General features: G+C 71.1%; 17 protein-coding genes. 2 read left to right on the forward strand and 15 right to left on the reverse strand.

What is annotated here, in order from left to right:
• Nucleotides 1–30 precede the first annotated feature (30 nt).
• Genes CEY15_RS10575 through CEY15_RS10585 form a run of 3 tightly spaced genes read right to left on the reverse strand, consistent with a single transcriptional unit; the run spans nt 31 to nt 3,802 of the window.
• A complete protein-coding gene (locus tag CEY15_RS10575; RefSeq protein ID WP_245847542.1) occupies nt 31–1,203 on the reverse strand; it encodes an MFS transporter in 1,173 nt (390 codons plus the stop codon).
• 32 nt (nt 1,204–1,235) lie between these two features.
• A complete protein-coding gene (locus CEY15_RS10580) occupies nt 1,236–3,056 on the reverse strand; it encodes an FAD-binding dehydrogenase (protein WP_176475085.1) in 1,821 nt (606 codons plus the stop codon).
• A 17-nt stretch (nt 3,057–3,073) separates the two neighbouring features.
• Complete coding sequence (locus CEY15_RS10585; RefSeq protein WP_245847543.1) at nt 3,074–3,802, reverse strand: AAA family ATPase; 729 nt, start codon at nt 3,800–3,802, stop codon at nt 3,074–3,076.
• A gap of 23 nt (nt 3,803–3,825) precedes the next feature.
• Here CEY15_RS10585 and CEY15_RS10590 point away from each other — a divergent pair, with 23 nt between their 5' ends.
• On the forward strand, nt 3,826–4,608 hold the full coding sequence (locus CEY15_RS10590; RefSeq protein ID WP_017835679.1) for an MBL fold metallo-hydrolase: 783 nt from the start codon (nt 3,826–3,828) through the stop codon (nt 4,606–4,608).
• Nucleotides 4,605–5,483 carry a Sir2 family NAD-dependent protein deacetylase gene (locus tag CEY15_RS10595; protein WP_095718411.1) on the forward strand — a complete coding sequence of 293 codons (879 nt, stop codon included), beginning with the start codon at nt 4,605–4,607 and terminating at the stop codon, nt 5,481–5,483. The genes CEY15_RS10590 and CEY15_RS10595 overlap by 4 nt, the downstream gene beginning before the upstream one ends.
• 22 nt (nt 5,484–5,505) lie before the next feature.
• Here the strand turns inward: CEY15_RS10595 and proB are convergent, their stop codons facing one another.
• The 12 genes from proB to CEY15_RS10655 all read right to left on the reverse strand — a co-directional run bounded on the left by proB (nt 5,506) and on the right by CEY15_RS10655 (nt 20,708).
• A complete protein-coding gene (gene proB, locus CEY15_RS10600) occupies nt 5,506–6,621 on the reverse strand; it encodes a glutamate 5-kinase (RefSeq protein ID WP_095718412.1) in 1,116 nt (371 codons plus the stop codon).
• Nucleotides 6,618–8,078 carry a GTPase ObgE gene (gene obgE, locus CEY15_RS10605; protein ID WP_095718413.1) on the reverse strand — a complete coding sequence of 487 codons (1,461 nt, stop codon included), beginning with the start codon at nt 8,076–8,078 and terminating at the stop codon, nt 6,618–6,620. Before obgE ends, proB begins: the two co-directional genes overlap by 4 nt.
• Nucleotides 8,079–8,212: 134 nt before the next feature.
• Nucleotides 8,213–8,476, reverse strand: a complete 264-nt coding sequence (rpmA, locus tag CEY15_RS10610; RefSeq protein WP_017835683.1) for a 50S ribosomal protein L27 — start codon at nt 8,474–8,476, stop codon at nt 8,213–8,215.
• Nucleotides 8,477–8,543: 67 nt separating this feature from the next.
• On the reverse strand, nt 8,544–8,849 hold the full coding sequence (gene rplU, locus CEY15_RS10615) for a 50S ribosomal protein L21 (protein ID WP_017835684.1): 306 nt from the start codon (nt 8,847–8,849) through the stop codon (nt 8,544–8,546).
• Between the two features lie 238 nt (nt 8,850–9,087).
• Entirely contained in the window at nt 9,088–12,639 is a 3,552-nt protein-coding gene (locus CEY15_RS18990; protein ID WP_095718414.1) for a ribonuclease E/G, read from the reverse strand.
• Nucleotides 12,640–12,970: 331 nt separating this feature from the next.
• Nucleotides 12,971–13,381, reverse strand: coding sequence for a nucleoside-diphosphate kinase (ndk, locus tag CEY15_RS10625; protein WP_017835686.1), 411 nt, complete (start codon nt 13,379–13,381; stop codon nt 12,971–12,973).
• 30 nt (nt 13,382–13,411) lie between these two features.
• Nucleotides 13,412–13,843: a DUF4233 domain-containing protein gene (locus tag CEY15_RS10630; RefSeq protein ID WP_017835687.1), complete on the reverse strand. Its 432-nt coding sequence runs from the start codon at nt 13,841–13,843 to the stop codon at nt 13,412–13,414.
• Nucleotides 13,840–15,438 carry a bifunctional tetrahydrofolate synthase/dihydrofolate synthase gene (gene folC / locus CEY15_RS10635; RefSeq protein WP_176475086.1) on the reverse strand — a complete coding sequence of 533 codons (1,599 nt, stop codon included), beginning with the start codon at nt 15,436–15,438 and terminating at the stop codon, nt 13,840–13,842. Before folC ends, CEY15_RS10630 begins: the two co-directional genes overlap by 4 nt.
• Nucleotides 15,438–18,146 carry a valine--tRNA ligase gene (locus CEY15_RS10640; RefSeq protein WP_095718467.1) on the reverse strand — a complete coding sequence of 903 codons (2,709 nt, stop codon included), beginning with the start codon at nt 18,144–18,146 and terminating at the stop codon, nt 15,438–15,440. The genes folC and CEY15_RS10640 overlap by 1 nt, the downstream gene beginning before the upstream one ends.
• A 65-nt stretch (nt 18,147–18,211) precedes the next feature.
• Entirely contained in the window at nt 18,212–19,204 is a 993-nt protein-coding gene (locus CEY15_RS10645) for a malate dehydrogenase (protein ID WP_095718415.1), read from the reverse strand.
• 110 nt (nt 19,205–19,314) lie between these two features.
• Nucleotides 19,315–19,944, reverse strand: coding sequence for a CoA transferase subunit B (locus tag CEY15_RS10650; protein WP_095718416.1), 630 nt, complete (start codon nt 19,942–19,944; stop codon nt 19,315–19,317).
• The gene (locus CEY15_RS10655) at nt 19,941–20,708 is read right to left on the reverse strand and encodes a CoA transferase subunit A (RefSeq protein ID WP_095718417.1); all 768 of its coding nucleotides are present in this window, start codon (nt 20,706–20,708) and stop codon (nt 19,941–19,943) included. Before CEY15_RS10655 ends, CEY15_RS10650 begins: the two co-directional genes overlap by 4 nt.
• Nucleotide 20,709 lies beyond the last annotated feature (1 nt).

The following is a 20,709-nucleotide window of genomic DNA, read 5'->3' on the forward strand; positions in this document are numbered from 1 at the left end:
GGGGACGCAGCGGTGTCGGGGCCGCTGCTCTCAGGCCGCGGGAGCGGTGGCGTTCCTGCGGATTCCGCCGAGCAGCACCAGCCCCACCCCACTGCCCAGGGAGACCGCGGCACTGAACAGGAGCAGCGGCCCGAGCCCGACTGTCGGGATCACGGTGCCCGCGATCGCCGGTGCGGCGACGGAGCTCACCGCCCCCACGACCAGGCACCCGGTGAACGCCGCGCCCGCGCGATCCGGCACCAGCTCGGCGGTCCACACCGCCAGCACGGCGGATCCAGTCATGTACCCCACACCGAAGACGCATGCCGACACCACGATCGCGGACAGGGAGTCGCCGGCCATGCCCAGCAGCGCCAGGGCGAGCGCCACGATCACGAGACACATCGCGGCGACCCGGGTGCTTCCCCAGCGCCCCGCCATTGCTCCGGTCGCCAGGGCAACAAGACCGCTGGCGCCGATCAGCACGTAGATCACCGGTACCGCCACAGCCGGTAGCTCCGTGCCGCCGAGGATGTCCGCGGCGTAGGTGAAGTAGATGACGATGACGGCGAAGTAGACGACCGAGTACCCGGCGGGGACCGCAAGCGCCCTGGCCAGGCCTGCGACGCCGCCCTGGGTGCGTGGTACGTCGTCCGGCTCGGTCCGCGGCACCAGTCGGAGGTTCACGATCGCCGCGATCACCGCTACGACCCCGACACCGGCCCACACCAGGCGCCACGATCCGAGCACGGCCAGAAATGCGAGCCCGCCCAACGCCATCAACCCGACGCCGGTGCCCGTCGTGATCATCGCCAACGCCCTGGACTGGTGGCGGGGCGACACCGTCCGGGTCACGATGTCGGAATACGGTGCCCAGACCCATCCGCCCGCGCTGCCGCACAGCACCGCGCCCGCTGCGAGAACCCCGGGTGAATGCGCTGCCACCACGGTCACCGCACCCACCGCGCCGCAGACCCCGCCGACGGTGGTGGGCGCACGCGCCCCGCGACGCGCCGACACCGGACCCGCGAGGACCAGACCCGCGAGGTATCCCGCGAACGTGGCGCTGGCGATCAGCCCCAGAACCAATTCCGAGAGCCCGAGGTCCTGCCTGATATCGGGAAGCGTCAGTCCGTAGACGTACCGCGCCATGCCGAAGGCGACGCCGACGACCGCCGCCCCGGCGATCCCGATCCTGGTCGCGGACGCGCTCGCCTCAGCCACACGTCACCAGGAACCACTCCCCATGTCGGCGGTCACACCTTCCTCGCCATCGCCCGCCCGGCCTTCATGCCCGAGAAGATGCAGCCGCCGAGGAACGTGCCCTCGAGGGAGTTGTATCCGTGCACTCCCCCGCCGCCGAATCCGGCGACCTCGCCGGCGGCGTACAGCCCGGGGAAGGGTTCGCCGTCGGGGCGTAGGCACTGGGAGTCGAGCGTGGTCTCGATCCCACCGAGGGTCTTACGGGTCATGAGGTGCACCTTGATCGCGATCAGCGGGCCACCCGGGCCCGCGGCGGAACCCTTGCCTGCGCCCGAGTCCGCGAGCAGCTTGTGCGGCTTGGCGATGCGGGTGAGCTTGTCGGTGAGGACCCGGCGCGAGTTGTGGATGGCCTGAACCTGCGCGTCCTTGGCGAAGGGATTGTCCATCTGGCCGTCCATCGACAGGACGAACTCGCGCACACTCTCCACGTCGAGCTCGGGCTCGTCCTCACCGACCAGCTCGTTCATCCCGGCGACCAACTCCTCCATGGTGTCGGCAACGACCCAGTCCACGCCCTTCTCGGCGAATGCGCCCACCGACGCCGGCAGCCCCTTCTTGGCGCGGGACAAGAACTTCTTGACCACTTTGTCGGTCATCTCCGGATTCTGCTCGGAACCGGAGAGCACGAACTCCTTCTCCGCGATGGCCGAGTCCAGGACGAACCACGAGTAGTCGTACCCGGTCCGGCGGATTGCCTCGACGGACGCGGTGGTGTGGAACCCCGGGAACAGCGGCACCGGCATGCGCGCGCCGGTGGCGTCCAACCACAGCGTCGACGGGCCCGGGATGATGCGGATGGCGTGCGAGGGCCAGATGGGCGCGAAGTTGGCGACCCCTTCCGTGTAGTGCCACATCCGGTCGCGGTTGATGAGATTCGCCCCGGCCGTGCCCGAGATCTCGAGCATGCGGCCGTCGACGTGCTCCGGGACCCCCAGGATGAGGTCCCGGGGCGCCTCGCCCATCCGGTCCGCCGGCCAGTACCGGCGCACCAGATCCGGGTTGCCGCCGATCCCGCCCGAGGACACGAGCACCGCGCCGCCGCGGAACTCGAAGGTCCCCGTCTCCTCGCGGGGGGAGGACACGCCCCGGTCCAGATCGCACGGGACCAGGGTGGCCCCGCGGACGCCGACAGCCCGCCCGTCCTCGACCACGATCTCGTCGACCCGGTGTCGCACCGCGAAACGCACCAGGCCCTCGGCGGCGGCCGCACGAACCGGCTCCTCGAAGACCCGCACCACCTCGGGCCCGGTGCCCCAGGTGACGTGGAAGCGCGGGACGGAGTTGCCGTGGCCCCCCACGTCGCCGCCACCACGTTCCGCCCAGCCGACGGTGGGGATGATCCTGAGCCCCAGCGCGTTGAGGTACGTCCGCTTCTCCCCCGCCGCGAACTCCACGTACGCCCGCGCCCACCGACGGGGCCAGTGGTCCTCCGGCCGGTCGAAGGCGGCCGACCCGAGCCAGTCGCGCCACGCCAGGTCCAGTGAGTCGTGGATGCCGATGCGCCGCTGCTCGGGGGTGTCCACCATGAACAGCCCGCCGAGCGACCAGTAGGCCTGTCCGCCCAGGTTCTTCTCGTTCTCCTGATCCACCACGAGGACTTTCTTGCCCGCACGGCTCGCCTCGTAGGTGGCCACCAACCCCGCCAGTCCGTGACCCACGACGATGATCTCGGGCTCGAACCCGGGTTCGGGGGCCGGGAGCGGCCCGGCGTTGGCCGCGGTCGAGGCGGACGGCGGCGCGTACGAGGGGTAGACGGGGTGGACGGGGCGGGCCTCCCCGGCGGTGCGGTCGGGGCGCGACGAGAAGTTGGTCATGAGTCCAGTGTGCCGGGTCACTCCAGGAGATGACGGAGATACCGCTCGGGCGCCGCGAGATATCGGCGGTAGTGGTCCACCATCGCCAGGTCCTCCCAGCGGCGACGGTGCATCCCGTCCTCCGACAGCTCGTACACTGCGGCTCCCGGCACGGAGGCCAGGATCGGCGAGTGGGTGGCCATGAGCACCTGGGTGCTCCGACGGTCGGCGAGGTCGAGCAGCAGCGCGACCAGGCGGAGTTGCGCGTCGAAGGACAACCCCGCCTCCGGCTCGTCCAACACGAACAGCCCGCCGCCGGTGAACCGTGAGTCCAGCAGGTCCCAGAACGCCTCGCCGTGGCTGCGCGCGTGGAAGTCCTGCCCCGGTCCCGTCGACTGCAGGTAGGTGAACAGGCCGTGCATGGTCTCGGCCCGCACGAAGTACCCCCACCGGGGCGCCCCGCCACCGCGCACCAGACGCAGCGCGTCGTGTAACGGGGACTCCGACGCCCACGTCGAGTTCCGGGCGCCGGTGGACCCGCCCTCGGCGTTGAGGCCGAACGCCATGGCCACCGCCTCGACGATCGTGGACTTGCCGGACCCGTTCTGCCCCACCAGCACGGTGAGGGTCTCCAGCTCCAACCCGTCGCGCGCCAGAGCGGACACCGCGGGTACCGAGTACGGCCACTCCCCCACGGGCGGAACGAGACCGGGGTCCACCGTGACGCGGACCAGCGGCCGCGGGTCCAGCACGCCGTCTCGACTCACGCGGCCACGGTACCGTTACCGACATGCGGATCCACCAGATGAACTGCGGGACGTTCGCCGGACGGATGCCCACCCGCGTGCTGCTGGTGGAGACCCCGGGGGGACTGGTGCTGGTGGACACCGGCATCGGACTCCGCGACATCGCGGACCCCGCCGCCCGGCTGGGCCCGATGAGACATGCGATGCGGCCCCGACTGGACGCGGATGAGACGGCGTACCGACGCATCGAGGCGATGGGGCTGGACCCCCGCGAGGTACGCCACATCGTGCTCACCCACATGGACTTCGATCACATCGGCGGTCTCGCCGACTTCCCAGAGGCGCAGGTCCACGTGTCCTCCGAGGCTCTGACGTGGGCGGCGCGCACCCCGCGCTGGATCGAGCGGCGGCGGTACCGGCGTGCCCAGTGGGCGCACGGGCCGGACTTCGTCGAGTACACCTACGGGACCGACCGGTGGGAGGGCTTCCGGGTGCACCCCCTCGACCGGGTCCTCGAGGGGATGATCCTGGTGGACCTGCCGGGTCACACCGTCGGACATGCCGGGGTCCTGGTGCCGGGAGATCCCCGGGACCCGGGCGAACTCGACGTCCTGCACGCCGGGGATGCGTTCTACCTGAGGGGCCAGATCGACCCCTCCGTCGGATACCCCAGAGCGGTCGCGGTCGCAGAACGCACCCTGTCGCTGGTCCCGTCGGCAGTGGACCTGACCCACGCGCGCCTCGCGGCGCTGGCCGGGCGTCGGGGCGCGGACCTGCGTGTGGTGTGTGCCCACGACCCGGCCGGCCCGGGAGGCGTACCGGGGTGAGGATCCGGGACACGGCCTGGACCCCCGCCGCGCGCACCGATCCTGACCGGGACCTGCCGGCGCGGGCGGCCGCGGTCGCCGACCTCATGCGGGGCCGGAACACCACGATCCTCACCGGCGCGGGGATCTCCACCCCCTCCGGGATCCCCGACTACCGTGGCCCCGACTCCCCCGCCCGGACGCCCATGACGTTCCAGCAGTTCGTCGGCGACCCCGGGTTCCGCCGCCACTACTGGGCCCGCAACCACCTGGGCTGGCGACACATGGAGGCCGCCCGCCCCAACGCGGCCCACGCGCTGCTGGCCGACTGGGAGCGTCGGGGGCTGGTCAGCGGTGTCATCACCCAGAACGTGGACCTGCTCCACCTCAAGGCCGGCAGCCGCCGGCTCGTGGACCTCCACGGCACCTACGCCGTGGTGACGTGCCTCGACTGCGGGCTACGGCAGAGCAGGTGGGCACTGCACGAGGAGCTCGACCGCCTGAACCCCGGGTTCGCGGAGCGAGTGGCCACACGCGGCGCCATCGAGGTCGCCCCGGACGCCGACGCCGTCCTCACCGACACCTCGGACTTCCGCATGGTGGACTGCCGCCGGTGTTCGGGAGTGCTCAAACCAGACATCGTCTACTTCGGGGAGAACGTCCCGGCGCACCGCGTGGCCGAGGCCAACGACCTGGTCGACGGGTCCGACCTCGTCGTCGTCGTGGGGTCTTCTCTCACCGTACGGTCCGGTTATCGGTTCGTGCGGCGTGCGGTGACCACCGGCACGCCCGTGGTCGTGATCAACCGCGGCCATACCCGGGCACACGCGGAGGCCACCCTGACGATCGACGGCGACTGCGTGGACGTGCTCGCGCTCGTCGACAACGCGTTGTAGAGACCAGGCACTCCGGCGCCGTCTACAGCGCCACCAGGTCGTCGGCGTGGACGAGCGGACGACCCTGGCCCGTCGTGCCGCTGCCCGAGGCGCGTTCGGCCAGTCGCGTCCGCACCTCGACCGAGTCGTACTGGGCGATCCCCCTCGCGACGGTCTGACCGGCGGGATCGCGCATCTCGATCACGTCGCCGAAGTGGAACAGACCGTCGACGCCGGTCACCCCCGCCAGCAGCAGCGAGCGCCGCGATCCGGTGACGGCACGCACCGCGCCGTCGTCCAGGAGCACCGCGCCCCGCGCGTCGGCGGCGTGGCGGACCCAGAACCGGCGCGCGGTCATCCGCTCGGGCCGGGGCGCGAACACCGTGCCCACCCCCGGATCGTCGGCCAACGCCTCTGCCGCCCGCTCGGCCGCGGTGAGCAGCACCGGGATGCCGGCGTCAGCCGCCAGCCTCGCGGCCGCGAGCTTGGAGGCCATCCCGCCGGTCCCGAGCGCGCCGCCGGCCCCGGCCACCACCCCGTCGAGGTCGGCCGCGCCCGACACCATCGTCACCGCGGTGGCGTCGCCCTTCCGCGGGTCCGAGTCGTAGAGGGCGTCCACGTCCGAGAGCAGGACGAGCGCATCGGCGCTGATGAGGTGCGCCACCAGAGCGGCCAGGCGGTCGTTGTCGCCGAAGCGGATCTCGTTGGTGGCCACCGTGTCGTTCTCGTTGACCACCGGTACCGCGCCGAGTGTGCGGAGGCGGTCCAGGGTGCGCTGCGCGTTGGCGGCGCTCTCGCGGCGCCCGATGTCGCCGGCCGTCAACAGGACCTGGCCCACCACCCGGTCGTATCGGGAGAAGGAGTCGCCCCACGCCCGGGCCAGCTCGAGCTGCCCCACGCTGGCGGCGGCCTGCTTGGCGGACAGTGTCGAGGGGCGGGTCGTCATCCCCAGCGGGGACATCCCCGCTCCGATCGCGCCGGAGGAGACCACGAACACATCCGACCCCGCGGCCATGCGCGCCTGACAGACGTCGGCCAGGGCATCGAGCTGCGGTCTGCGGATCCCGCCCCCGAAGCTCGTGATGGCCGAGGAACCGATCTTGACCACCACGCGGCGGGCCGTGCCTATCCGGCGCCGCAGCTCCGGTTCGTCGGTCACTCCAGGATCTCCTCGTCGGGATCGATCAGTCCGCGGCGCACGCGCTTGCGGTACTTGCGCTCATGCGCGCCCACGCGCTCGTCTGACTCCAACCGGATGTCCGTGCCGCGCCCGGTGCGCATGAGGTCCACGCCGGCCGGGGTCTGGGGTTCCCAGTCGAACGAGACGTCGCCGATGGTGACCGCGCAGCCCGCCTGCGCCCCGGCCTTGATGAGCGCGTCCTCGACACCCAGGCGCGCCAGCCGGTCGGCGAGGAAGCCCACGGCTTCGTCGTTGGCGAAGTCGGTCTGGCGGATCCAGCGTTCGGGCTTGGATCCCGACACCACGAAGGCACCGGCCTCGTCCGGATCCTTGCGGACCGTGAACTCGGCCACGTCCACGGCCCTGGGCCGCAGGACGATCCGCTCGGGCGCCGCAGGCGGGTTCGCCTTGCGATGGGCCTTGATGAGCTCGTACAGCCCGTACCGGAGCTCATCGAGACCCTTGTGCGCGACCGCGGAGATGGCGTACACCGGCCAGCCCTTGGCCTCGAAGTGGACGGTGACCATCTCGGCCATGTCGGCGGCATCCGGAACATCGATCTTGTTGAGCACCACGACCCGGGGCCGGTCGGCCAGGTCCCCCAGCCCGGCGTCGGCGAGTTCCGGTTGGTAGGCGGCGAGCTCCGCCTCGAGTGCGTCGACATCCGAGACGGGGTCGCGGTCGGATTCGAGGTTCGCGCAGTCCACCACGTGCGCGAGGACGGCCGTGCGTTCGATGTGGCGCAGGAAGTCCAGGCCCAGACCGCGTCCCTCGCTGGCACCGGGGATGAGCCCGGGCACGTCCGCGATGGTGAACGTGTCGTCACCCACCGAGACCACACCGAGGTTTGGGGCCAGGGTGGTGAACGGGTAGTCGGCGATCTTGGGCTTGGCCGCGGACAGCACCGACACGAGCGACGATTTGCCCGCCGAGGGGAACCCGACCAGTCCGACGTCCGCCATTGACTTCAGTTCGAGGGTCAGGTCGCGGACCTCGCCGGGTTCCCCGAGCAGGGCGAAACCGGGAGCCTTGCGGGCCCTGGAGGCGAGCGCGGCGTTGCCGAGCCCGCCCTTGCCGCCCTCGGCCGCCACGAAGCGGGTCCCGGCGCCGACCAGATCGGCCAGCACCTGCCCGTCCTCGTTCAGGACGACGGTCCCGGGCGGGACCGCGAGGACGAGATCCTCGCCGCGGGCGCCGTTGCGGTTGGCCCCCATGCCGGGCTGCCCCTTGCCCGCCCGGGCGTGGGGCCGGAAGTGGAAGTCGAGCAGGGTGTGGACCTGCGGGTCCACCACCAGCACGACGTCGCCACCGCTGCCGCCGTTGCCCCCGTCAGGGCCCCCGAGCGGTTTGAACTTCTCCCGGTGCACGGACGTGCAGCCGCGGCCACCGTCCCCCGCCGCGAGGTGGAGCACTACGCGGTCGACGAATCTCGACATGGGCGGACTCCTCCTGCTGCTGGTGGGTGGTGGTGGGATTCGGGCGACTGCGGCGGAAATGAGCTCGGGGGCCGGGCGTGGGGTCCTCCGACCCCGCCCGGCCCCCGAGGGCGTTTCTCGTCAGCGTTGCCGGGTCAGCCCTCGACGCCGACCGGGACGATGTTGACGGTCTTGCGACCACGCTTGGTCCCGAACTCGACCGCACCGGCGGCCAGAGCGAACAGCGTGTCGTCGCCGCCACGGCCGACGCCCACGCCCGGGTGGAACTTGGTGCCACGCTGGCGGATCAGGATCTCGCCGGCATTGACCTCCTGGCCACCGAAGCGCTTGACGCCGAGGCGCTGCGCGTTGGAGTCACGACCGTTACGGGTGCTGGATGCGCCCTTCTTACTTGCCATGTCCGAACCCTCCTTCAGGGAAGACGCCCGAGGGCGCTGAACTGGTGGCCTTGGCGGCCGTGATGGATTACTTGATACCGGTGATCTTGAGCACCGTCAGCTTCTGACGGTGACCCTGACGCTTGTGGTAGCCGGTCTTGTTCTTGAACTTGTGGATCCGGATCTTCGGACCCTTGGTCTGCTCCACAATCTCACCGGAGACGGAGACCTTGGCCAGGGCGTCGGCAGCGGAGGTGACGGTCGACCCGTCGACCACGAGGATCGGGGACAGGGACACGGAGGTGCCGGCCTCACCCTCGATCTTCTCGACCTTGACATGGTCACCTTCGGCGACCTTGTACTGCTTGCCGCCGGTCTTGACGATCGCGTACATCGAGGGCTTCCCCTTGCTTCTCGGGTGTGTGACCGCCGCTGGGGACGACCACGACTACTGTGCGGTGTTCTCTCTGACCGACCGACTCTCGTCGGCCGGGATCGCCGGTCCCGGGGCCTCGGAAGGCCCGGCCCGCGACTTCTCGCGCGACGACATAGCGCCGCCACGAGCGACTTGTCAAGGTTACGGCCCGGCGGCGCAGCAGGTCAAACCGGCAGCGCCTCCGGGCTCGAGACCTCTATCGATCGCCCCCTTCGGGAGCTGTCGTGGTCCGCGTCGCGCGTCGTCGCGCCGGACGCCGGCGCGGCTCGGCGAGGGCGACCGGGGGCGCCTCCGCGAGCGGGGCGGCCTCGACGGGGACCACCGTCACCGGTGCCGACTCCCCCGTCGGGGCCTGGGTCGCGGCGGCGCCGGCCTCGCGACGGGTCGACCGCCTGCGCGGCCGTCGGCCGGGCGCGCCGGATTCCGCGGGGTCGGGATCCGACTCGACGGCCGCGACCGTCTGCACGACCTCCGCGGCCTCCGCCACGACCGCGGCCTCGTCCTCGGGCGTCTCGGCGGCCTCTGCGGCAGCACCGTCCTCCGCCGCGACGGCCGGGGCGATGGTCCCGTCGGCGGGGCGACGAGTGGCGCGACGACGACGGCGACCCGGGCGCGACCCGGCGGCGTCCGCGGACTCGGGCACCCCGGCGTCGGTGTCCGCGGGCTCCGCTATGTGAGTGTCCGCGGGCTTCGCGGTGTCGGAGGACCCGGCGTCACCGGTCGTGGCCGGCGGCGTCGGCTCGGCGGTGACGACCTTCGCCTGGCCCGATGTGCCCTTGGCCACCTGATCCGTGTCCGACGTCGCTGCGACGGCCTGATCCGTGTCGGGCTTCTCCGCGGCCGCCTGCTCGGCCTCGTGACGCGCGATCGCGAGCGCGGCCGGGTGGGCGGCCGGGGCGGGCCCGTCCTTCTTGGGCGCCTGCCTGGGCGCGGTCGACGACGTGGCCTGGGAATCGGACTGATCCGAGTCCGCTCCCTTGCCACCACGCTTGCGGCCCCGTCGCGAGCCGGGCTCGTCGGCGTTGTGCGACTCGGTGTGCACCGGGTCGGCGTGCACGATCAGCCCACGGCCCTGGCAGTGCTCACACGGCGTGGAGAAGGCCTCGATGAGACCGGTGCCGAGCTTCTTGCGGGTGAGCTGGACGAGTCCCAGGGAGGTGACCTCGGAGACCTGGTGCCGGGTGCGGTCGCGGCCCAACGCCTCGGTGAGCCGCCGCAGCACGAGGTCGCGGTTGGCCTCGAGCACCATGTCGATGAAGTCGATGATCACCATGCCGCCCACGTCGCGCAGGCGCAGTTGGCGGACGATCTCCTCGGCCGCCTCGAGGTTGTTCTTCGTGACGGTCTCCTCGAGGTTGCCGCCCGAGCCGGTGTACTTGCCGGTGTTGACGTCGATGACCGTCATGGCCTCGGTGCGGTCGATCACGAGTGAGCCGCCGGAGGGCAGCCACACCTTGCGATCGAGCGCCTTGGCCAGTTGTTCGTCCACGCGGTGGGTGGCGAACACGTCGACGTCGGGGTTGTCGTAGCGCTCGAGTCGTTCGGTCATCTCCGGTGCGACCCTCGAGACGTAGTCGTGGACGGTGTCCCATGAGGTCTCGCCCTGGATCACCAGCGAGGAGAAGTCCTCGTTGAACAGGTCGCGCACCACCTTGACCAGCAGGTCGGGCTCCTCGTACAGGGCGACCGGAGTGCCCGAGCCGGAGGAGGTCCGCTTGGCCGCGGCCTCGGAGATCTCGGTCCACTGGGCCGCGAGGCGTTCGACGTCCCGGCCGATCTCCTCCTCGCTGACCCCCTCCGCGGCGGTCCGGATGATCACACCCGAGCCCTCGGGGACCACGTCCTTGAGGATCGCCTTGAGCCGGCGCCGCTCGGTGTCGGGGAGTTTGCGGGAGATACCGGTGGAGTTGCCGTCGGGCACGTACACGAGGAACCGGCCGGCCAGCGAGATCTGCGTGGTCAGCCGGGCACCCTTCTGGCCGATCGGGTCCTTGGTGACCTGCACCAGGACCATGTCGCCGGGCTTGAGCGCCTGCTCGATCCGCCGGGCCTTGCCGCCGAGTCCGGCGGCCTCCCAGTTGACCTCGCCGGCGTACAGCACGCCGTTGCGGCCACGCCCGATGTCGACGAACGCGGCCTCCATGCTCGGGAGCACGTTCTGGACGCGGCCGAGGTAGACGTTGCCCACCATGGACCGGGCGGATTCGGTGGTGACGAAATGCTCCACCAGGACCTTGTCCTCGAGCACGCCGACCTGGGTCATGACCCCCTTGCCGTCGCCGCGCTTCTTCTCCCGCACCACCATCACGCGGTCGACGGACTCGCGGCGGGCGAGGAACTCGGACTCGGAGAGGATCGGCTGACGGCGGCGCCCGGCATCGCGCCCGTCACGGCGACGCTGCCGCTTGGCCTCGAGCCGCGTCGACCCGCTGATGCCCTGCACCTCGTCGGTGGCCGGGCCGGAGCCCTGGCCGCCGCGCGCCGAGCGGCGTCGAGGTTCGCGCTGCTCCCGGGCGTCAGAGTCGGCGGAATCGTCACCGGCGGCCTGGGTGTCGTCGTTGCCCGACCCCCCTCCGCGACGACGACGACGGCGGCGCCGACGCGAACCGGACGGCGACCCGTCGGAGTCGTCCGAGACGTCCTCCGCGGCGTCGTCCCCCGACCCGGACCGCCCGTCGGACGTGTCGGACTCGGGACTGGCATCGCCCCCACCCGACGCGCCCCCACCCGACGCGCCGGCGTCGGACTTGTCCTGCTCGTCGGAGCCTGCGGCCTCCGGCGACCCCTCGGCGCCGTTCGTGTCGACGTTCTGCTCGTCCTGGTTCTCGCCCCGGCCACGCCCGCGGCCACGACGGCCCCGGCGACGGCGACGACCACCCTCCCCGGCGTCGTTCTGGTCATCGGACGCGTCGGACGCGAGGGACGGATCGGACGTGCCGGTGGTCTCCGCGGCCTCGGCGTCGGACCCGGTCCGGGCCTTCTCGGTGGTGGGCTTCTCAGCCCGGGCGGTGTCGGACGCGGTGGACGTCGAGCGGGACGGACGCTCCTTCGCGGCCTTGGCGGCGGCCTCGTCGGGCGAGAGGAACAGAGGAGAGAACGAGGGGGTGGCGGTGGACCGGCGACGGTTGCGCGATTCCGCCGCGCCCACCTCGCCGGTCACGATCGACATCTCCGGCAGGGGCCGACGGCCGGTCGCCCTCGACCCGGACTTCGCGTCGGTGGCGTCTGCGGTTCCGGGCTCGGTGGTATCGGGCTCGGTGGTAGCCGACTCTGCGGCAGGGCGGTCGGCTGTCGGTTCCGTCGCCGCGCCGCCCGCGGCGGACTTGCGGGTCTTCTTCGCCGGCGCCTTCTTATCGGCCGGCGCCTTCTTATCGGTTGCCGCCTTTTTTTCAGTGGCTTTCTTCATCTCGGCGGGCGCCTTCTTCGCCGCAGACTTTCTGGCGGGGGCCTTACCGGCTGCCGCCTTCTCCGCGGGGGCCGTGTCGGCCGGGACATCCTCGGCGGGGGCGTCCTGGTCGGCGGGGGACGCCGCGGGGGCCGCCCCGCCTCCGTCCTCACGGCCGGCGAACCAGGTGAGCAGCACCTCGCGGGTCACGCCGGACTGGGCGCTCCTGATCTCCACGCCGATCCCGGCCATCGCGGCCAGGAACTCCTTGCTGGTCATGCCCACGGCCTTGGCCGCGGCGTGCGCGCGCATCTTCTCCGGGAGCGCGTTGAGATCGTCGATGGTCAGGGTCGAATCCGACACGTGTCTCCTCTGGCCGGACTCCGGGCGCGATCACGTCACCGGAACAACTCCGGTGACCCACGCCGCCGCACGGGGTCGGCATTTCTCTCTGGGCCCCACACAGGTGGGGCTGTGTCATGTGGTCCGCGATTCCGGTGTGATCCGGCCCGCGGATGGCGGGCGCCCGATCCGGGGCGAACTGGTGGTCCGCTCGCCAAGAATGTGGGCTCCGGCCATTGTCCCACACCCGCCGTCGATGCGTTGCCGCGCGGGAGCGGTGGGTAGACAGATGCGCCCGCCGGGCACAGGGCCGACGGGCGCATCCAGCGCGGGCGCTGGCGAGGAATCCGGATCAGAGGTCGGGGAACCACAGTCCGATCTCGCGGGCCGCGGACTCCTCGGAATCGGATCCGTGGACGAGGTTGAACTGGGTCTCCAACCCGAAGTCGCCGCGGATGGACCCGGGAGCGGCCTTGTCCACCGGGTCGGTCCCGCCGGCCAGCTGGCGCCAGGCGGCGATCGCGCGGGGGCCCTCGACGACACCGGCCACGACCGGCCCGGAGGTGATGAACTCGAGCAGATCGCCGTAGAACGGACGCTCGGCGTGCTCGGCGTAGTGCTCGGCCGCGGTCTCCTGGGGAACGTGGCGCATGTCCATGGCCACGAGCCGGAGGCCCTTGGCCTCGATTCGCGCGAGAATGGTCCCGGTCAGGCCTCGCTGGACGCCGTCGGGCTTGATGAGGAAGAAGGTTCTCTCGGTCACGGCCGCAATGCTACAAGTACCCGGACCCCGTCAGTCGTGTTGGCTGGGCAGGTAACCGGCGGCCATCCTCCGGGACAGGTCCCGCCGAAGATAGAGGATGTACGCCCACACCGCCGCGAACATCAGCCCGCACACCCCCATCGACCAGTGCACGGCCCACCCGGCCACCGCCAGTCCGGCGAGAGTGAGGTTCATCGGGATCGCCCAGGGCCGCCGCTGCAGACCACTGGCCACGACCATCGCCACGGCGAGGAGGCTGACGAACCACACCTTCCATGGTTGGAAGTGCTCGCCGTCGTCCACCCGGGCGATCACCGTGAGCACCAGTCCGATCACGATGGCCTCGAGGATCAGTGTCCCGGCCATGATCCCCCGCAGGCCCTTCCACGGGTCGACGGAGGGTTCGTGCGCGGTGGCGCCGGGATCGACGGAACCGGAGTCGACGGAACCGGAGTCGGTCACTGTGCGTCCTTTCCGAACAGGCCGCGGGCGGCGCCCGCGGTGACCACCGACCCCGTGACCAGTACGCCGACTCCCGAGACGTCGTCGTCGGCGGTCGGGTCGGGAACCCCCACCAGGTCCAGCGCGGCGCTGATCGCCTCGGGCAGGGTGTCGACCACGTGGACCCGTTGGGCGGTGAACCGGTCCTCGGCGATGCGGGCGAGGTCGCCCGGCGACATCGCCCGCGGCGATCCGGTCCTGGTGACGACGACCTCGTCGACGACGGGCTCGATGGCCGCGAGGAACGCGTCGGCGTCCTTGCCGTCGAGCATCGCCACCACGGCGACCAGACGGCGGAAGTCGAACTCGGAGGTGACCGCCTCGGCCAGGGCGCGACCGCCGTGACCGTTGTGCGCGGCGTCCACCAGCACCGTGGGGCTCGAGCTGAGCCGCTCGAGCCGGCCGGGGTTGTCCACGGCCGCAAATCCGGCGCGGATGAGTTCGGGGTCCAGCGAGCGGTCGGGCCCCGCCCCGAAGAACGCCTCGACGGCGGCCAGCGCGGTGGCGGCGTTCTCGGCCTGGTGCTCGCCGAACAATGGCAGGAACACCTCCGGGTACTCGCCGCCGAGACCGCGCAGGGTGAGCTGCTGGCCACCCACCGCCAGTCGTCGCTCGACCACGTCGAACTCGGAACCCAGACGCGCCACCACCGCGCCCACCTCGACCGCCCGACGCAGCAGCACCTCCATCGCCTCGGGCTCCTGGCGGCCGATCACGGCGATCGGGTCCCTCGGCAGCAGGTCGTCCTCGGCTCCCGGCTGGATGATCCCCGCCTTCTCCCCCGCGATGGTCGCCAGGTCCTCGCCGAGGTAGTCGGTGTGGTCGAGGCCGATCGGGGTGACCACGGCGACGGCCGGCCGCACCACGTTGGTGGCGTCCCAGGTCCCGCCCATGCCGGTCTCCACCACGGCCACGTCCACCGGGGCGTCGGCGAAGGCCGCGAAGGCCATTGCGGTGAGCACCTCGAAGTAGCTCATCCGGGGACCGCCGTCGGACACGGACCGCTGGTCCACCAGTTCCAGGTACGGCTGCAATTCGCGGTAAGTGTCCACGAACAGACGGGCCGGGACCGGCTGGCCGTCGAGGGCGATGCGTTCGGTGACCGTCTGGAGGTGCGGGCTGGTGTTACGTCCGGTCCGCTGGTGCAGAGCCCGCAGGAGGGCATCGATCATCCGGGTCACGGAGGTCTTGCCGTTGGTCCCCGCCACGTGGACGACCGGGTAGGCGTGCTGCGGGTCGCCGAGGACGCCGGTGAGCTCCGCGATCCGGTCGAGGCTCGGTTCGAGGCGGGTCTCCGGCCAGCGGGTGGCCAGCTCCTCCTCGACCGCGGCGAGTTCGGCGGTGTCGGCCTGCCACTCGGGGCTGCCGACCTCCGGGATCGGGCGCGGCTCCTGGTGGTCCTCACCGTCCCCGTCCTCGTCACCGGGCAGCGGTCCGCCGAGGGAGACGCCGGAGACCAGGCCCTCCTCGCCGAGCAGCTCGGCGACGTCCTCCTCAGTGGGGGTGTCCCAGCCCTCCTCCGGGTCGTGGGGCTCGAGCCACCGGTGGCCCGCCATCAGGCGCCGCCCCCGACGGGGAGGCCCTCGAGTCGGGCGGTGATCCTGGCGACCTCGGCCGCGGCGAGATCCCGGCGCGCGCGGATCTTGTCCACCACGTGGTCGGGGGCTTTGCCCAGGAACGCCTCGTTCCCCAGCTTCGCGCCGGTGGTCTCCAGCTCCTTGCGCGCGGCCGCGAGGTCCTTTTCCAGACGACGCCGCTCGGCCGCCAGGTCGATGGTCCCCGAGGTGTCGATCTCGACCCCCACGGTGGACAGCCCAAGCCGGACCTCCAGCGAGGCGGTGGCGGTGAAGTCGTCCCCGGCCGGGGTGAACCGCGCGAGCGAGGCCACCTGGTCGAGCAGGTCGGCGGGCAGATCCGCCCGGTCGACCCCGGTGACGCGTGCGGGCACCCGCTGGCCGGGCTTGAGTCCCTGGTCGGAGCGGAAGCGACGGATCTCGGTGACCAGGGTCTGGGCGTCGGCCACCCGGCGCACGGACTCCGTGGCGCCCTCGGTCGGGACGACGTCGGAGGGCCAGTCCGCGATCACCACGGAGTCGCGCCCGGTCAGGGCCGTCCACAGCACCTCGGTGACGAACGGGATGACGGGATGCAGCATCCGCAGCACCACGTCGAGCACGTGCCCCAGGACGAGACGGGTGTTGTCTGCCCGATCGGAGCGGCGCGACTCGTCGTCGCTTCCGAACTGGACCTTGGCCAGCTCCAGGTACCAGTCGCACAGCTCGTCCCACGCGAAGTGGTACAGGGCCTCGCAGGCCTTGGAGAACTCGTAGCGATCCAGTGCGTCGTCGACGGAGACCCGAACCTCACCGAGGCGCCGGAGGATCCAGCGATCCGCGTCGGTGAGCGCGGCATCCTCCGGCAGGTCGCCCACCCTCGCGCCGTTCATCAGCGCGAAACGGGTGGCGTTGAAGAGCTTGGTGGCGAAGTTGCGTGAGGCCTGGGCGGCGTCGTCGCCCACGGACAGGTCACCGCCGGGATTGGCGCCCCGGGCCAGGGTGAAGCGCAGCGCGTCGGCGCCGAAACGGTCCACCCAGTCGAGCGGGTCGATGCCGTTGCCCTTGGACTTGGACATCTTCTGGCCGTGCTCGTCGCGGACGAGCCCGTGGAGGAACACGTCGGTGAACGGGACCTTCCCCGGGGCGGACCTCTCGCCGGTGAGGGTACGACCCACGAAGGTGCCGAACATCATCATCCGGGCCACCCAGAAGAACAGGATGTCGTATCCGGTCACCAACACGGAGGTGGGATAGAAGCGCTCGAGGTCCGCGGTCCGGTCGGGCCAGCCCATGGTCGAGAACGGCCACAGACCGGAGGAGAACCACGTATCGAGCACGTCCGTGTCCTGCGTGTACCCGGCGGGCGGCTGCTCGTCGGCTCCCACACAGACCACCTCGCCACCCGGCCCGTACCAGATGGGGATGCGATGGCCCCACCACAGCTGGCGGGAGATGCACCAGTCGTGCATGTCGTCGACCCAGTCGAACCAGCGCGGTTCCTGGCTCGTCGGGTGGATCACCGTGTCACCGTCGCGCACGGCATCACCCGCCATCCGGGCCAGTTCCTCGACCCTGACCCACCATTGCAGGGACAAGCGGGGCTCGATGGGCTCACCGGAACGCTCCGAGTGACCGACGGAGTGCAGGTACGGCCGCACCTCCTTGACGATCCGGCCCTGGGCGGCGAGGTCCTCGCGGATCACCCGCCGCGCCTCGAACCGGTCCATCCCGTCGTACCGCGTCCCGGTGTCGGCGATGCGACCGGTCGCGTCCATGATCGTGGGCATCTCGAGCCCGTGGCGCTGGCCGATCGCGAAGTCGTTGGGGTCGTGCGCGGGCGTGACCTTGACCGCGCCCGTGCCGAACTCCGGGTCGACGTGCTCGTCCGCCACGACACGCATGGTCCACCCGTCGCGGAACGGATGCTCGATCTCGGTGCCCACGAGGTGGGCGTAGCGCTCATCCTGCGGGTGCACGGCGATGGCCGTGTCGCCCAGCATCGTCTCGAGCCGGGTCGTGGCCACCACCAGGTGCGCCTCCGAGTCGTCCATGGAGCCGTAGCGGAAGCTCACCAGCTCGCCCTCGACGTCCGCGTACTTGACCTCGATATCCGAGATCGCTGTCTGCAGGGTCGGCGACCAGTTGACCAGTCGCTCGGCCCGGTAGATCAGACCGGCGTCGTAGAGCTCCTTGAAGATCGTCTGCACCGCGCGGGACAGACCGTCGTCGAGGGTGAACCGCTCGCGGGACCAGTCCACGCCGTCGCCGAGCCGCCGCATCTGTTCGCCGATGGTCCCACCGGACTCGCGCTTCCACTCCCAGACCTTTTCGATAAAGGCCTCGCGCCCGATCTCGTGCCGGTCGATTCCCTCGGCGACGAGCTGGCGGTCCACGAGCGTCTGCGTGGCGATGCCCGCGTGGTCCATTCCCGGCAGCCACAGCACCTCGAACCCCTGCATGCGCTTGCGGCGTGTGAGGACGTCCATGAGCGTGTGGTCGAGTGCGTGCCCCATGTGCAGGTTGCCCGTGACGTTGGGCGGAGGGAGGACCACCGAGTACGCGGGTTTGTCACTGGAGGGGTCGGCCTCGAAGTACCCGGCCTCGACCCAGCGTTGATACAGCTCGGACTCGACCTCGCCGGGGTTCCAGGCGGCGGGGAGCAGATCCGCGCGGGTGGTCTCGGGGCCGGAAGTCGCTGCTGTCGTCACCCGACCATCGTAGGCCGTCCGCACCGGGGCCCCTCAACCTGCGGGCCGGACCCCGCCCCCCGGGGTCAGTCCGTCAGGTTGAGGGCGTGCACGGCGTCGCGCTCGGAGACCAGCTCGGCCACCGAGGCGTCGATGCGCGCGCGCTGGAAGTCGTCGATCGCCAGACCCTCGACGACCTCCCATTCCCCGCCACGGCTGCGGCACGGCAACCCGGTGACCACACCCGGGACCGTGCCGTAGTGCCCCTCGGAGGGAAGCGCGACCGTGGTCCAGCTCTGCCCCGGGGTGCCGTGCACCCAGTCGTGCATCTGGTCGACGGCAGCGCCTGCGGCCGAGGCGGCCGACGACGAACCCCGCACCGCGATGATCTCGGACCCCCGGTTCGCGACCCGCGGGATGAAGGTGTCGACCAACCAGTCACGCTCGAGTCCCGCGGTCACGGGCTCGCCCGCGCGGGTGAGATAGGAGACGTCCGGGAACTGGGTGGCCGAGTGGTTGCCCCACACCACTACCCCGTCGAGTTCGGCGACGGGGGCGACCAGGCGGGCGGCGAGCTGACTCAGCGCCCGGTTGTGGTCCAGTCGCATGAGGGCGGTGAAGCGGCCGGCCGGGACGTCCGGGGCGTGCTTGTGCGCGATGTAGGCGTTGGTGTTGGCGGGATTGCCCACCACCACCACGCGGATGTCGTCCGCGGCACCGGCGTTGATCGAGCGGCCCTGGTCGCGGAAGATGGCACCGTTCGCGCTCAGCAGGTCGGACCTCTCCATGCCCTTGCCCCGCGGCATCGCGCCGACGAGGAACGCGGCGTTGGTGCCGTCGAAGGCGACGTCCGCCTCGTCGGTGATCTCGATTGAGTCGACCAACGGAAGAGCGCAGTCCTCGATCTCCATCGCCACGCCCTCGGCTGCCGCAACCGCGGTCGGGACGTCCAACAACCGCAGCCGTACCGGGGTGTCGGGGCCGAAGACCAGACCGGACGCCACTCTGAAGAGCAAGGAGTAGGCGATCTTTCCGGCGGCACCGGTGACGGTGACGGTGACCGGGGCGGAGGAGTTCATGCGCGGGGACCTTCCTCGGACGACGACGGGGCCGGTCCCCACAGTAGTGAGTAGTGCGCGCCCTGTTGACCGCCTGAGTCGTCGTACACCCGTTGTTCGCCCCCCGGCCGCTAGGCGTGGACCTCCGCGCCCGTCCTGGCACGGATCTCCTCGATCGAGACGCCCGGGGCGGGCTCGACGAGCCGGAACCCCTCCGTACGGATGTCGAGGACGCACAGGTCGGTGACGACCCGCTGCACGCATCCGCGCCCGGTGTACGGAAGGGAGTTCTTCGCCAGCAATTTGGCCTCGCCCTTGCGGGTGACGTGGTCCATCATCACGATCACCCGACCGGCGCCGTGGACCAGGTCCATGGCGCCGCCCATGCCCTTGACCATGGCGCCGGGGATCATCCAGTTGGACAGGTCCCCGTTCTGCGAGACCTGCATCGCTCCCAGGACCGCGACGTCGACGTGCCCACCGCGGATCATCGCGAAGGACTCCGAGGACGAGAAGTACGCCGCGCCGGGCGCTGCCGTGATGGTCTCCTTGCCGGCGTTGATCAACTCGGGATCGAGCTGCTCGGGCGTGGGGTACGGCCCGACCCCCAGGATCCCGTTCTCCGAGTGGAGCGTGACGTCGACGCCCGCCGGGAGATGATCGGGGATGAGAGTCGGCATCCCGATCCCCAGGTTGACGTACTGCCCGTCTGAGAACTCGGCGGCGATGCGGGCCGCCATCTCCTCGTGGGTCCAGCTCATGACCGGTCCTCTCCCCTGCGCGCGAGCTTCTCGATCTCGACGCCGATCTCCTGTCTTCCGACCTCGACGAGCCGCTGAACGAAGATGCCGGGGAGATGGACGTCCGCCGGATCGATCTCGCCAGCCGCGACGATCTGCTCGGCCTGGACGATCGTGACGCGGCCTGCCATCGCCGCGTCGGGGTTGAAGTTCCGGGCTGTGCCGTAGAACTGCAGGTTCCCCGCGGTATCCGCCCGGCGGGCGTGGACGAGGGCGAAGTCCGTGACGATCGCTCTTTCCAGGACGTACGGGACCCCGTCGAACTCGCGGACCTCTTTGGGCTCGGACGCCGACGCCACTGCCCCGTCACCGTCGTAGCGCAGCGGCAAGCCCCCCTCGGCGACCATCGTCCCGACGCCTGCAGGGGTGTAGAACGCCGGGATCCCCGCCCCTCCGGCCCGCATCCGCTCGGCGAGGGTGCCCTGAGGGGTGAGCTCCACCTCCAGTTCACCCGAGAGGTACTGCCGGGCGAACTCCTTGTTGGCCCCGACGTACGAGGCCGTGGTGCGGGAGATCCGGCGGGCCTCGAGCAGTGTGCCCAGGCCGACGCCGTCGGTCCCGCAGTTGTTGCTCACGGTCTGCAGATCGGTGGCCCCCTGCTCGAGGAGCGCATCGATGAGGACGGCGGGGATGCCGACCAGACCGAAACCCCCCACGGCGAGGGAGGCGCCGTCCGGGATGTCCGCGACCGCCGCGGCGGCCGAGGAGAAGATCTTGTTGGTCATG

This window comes from Dietzia natronolimnaea, from assembly GCF_002289575.1.
GTDB lineage: Bacteria > Actinomycetota > Actinomycetes > Mycobacteriales > Mycobacteriaceae > Dietzia > Dietzia natronolimnaea_A.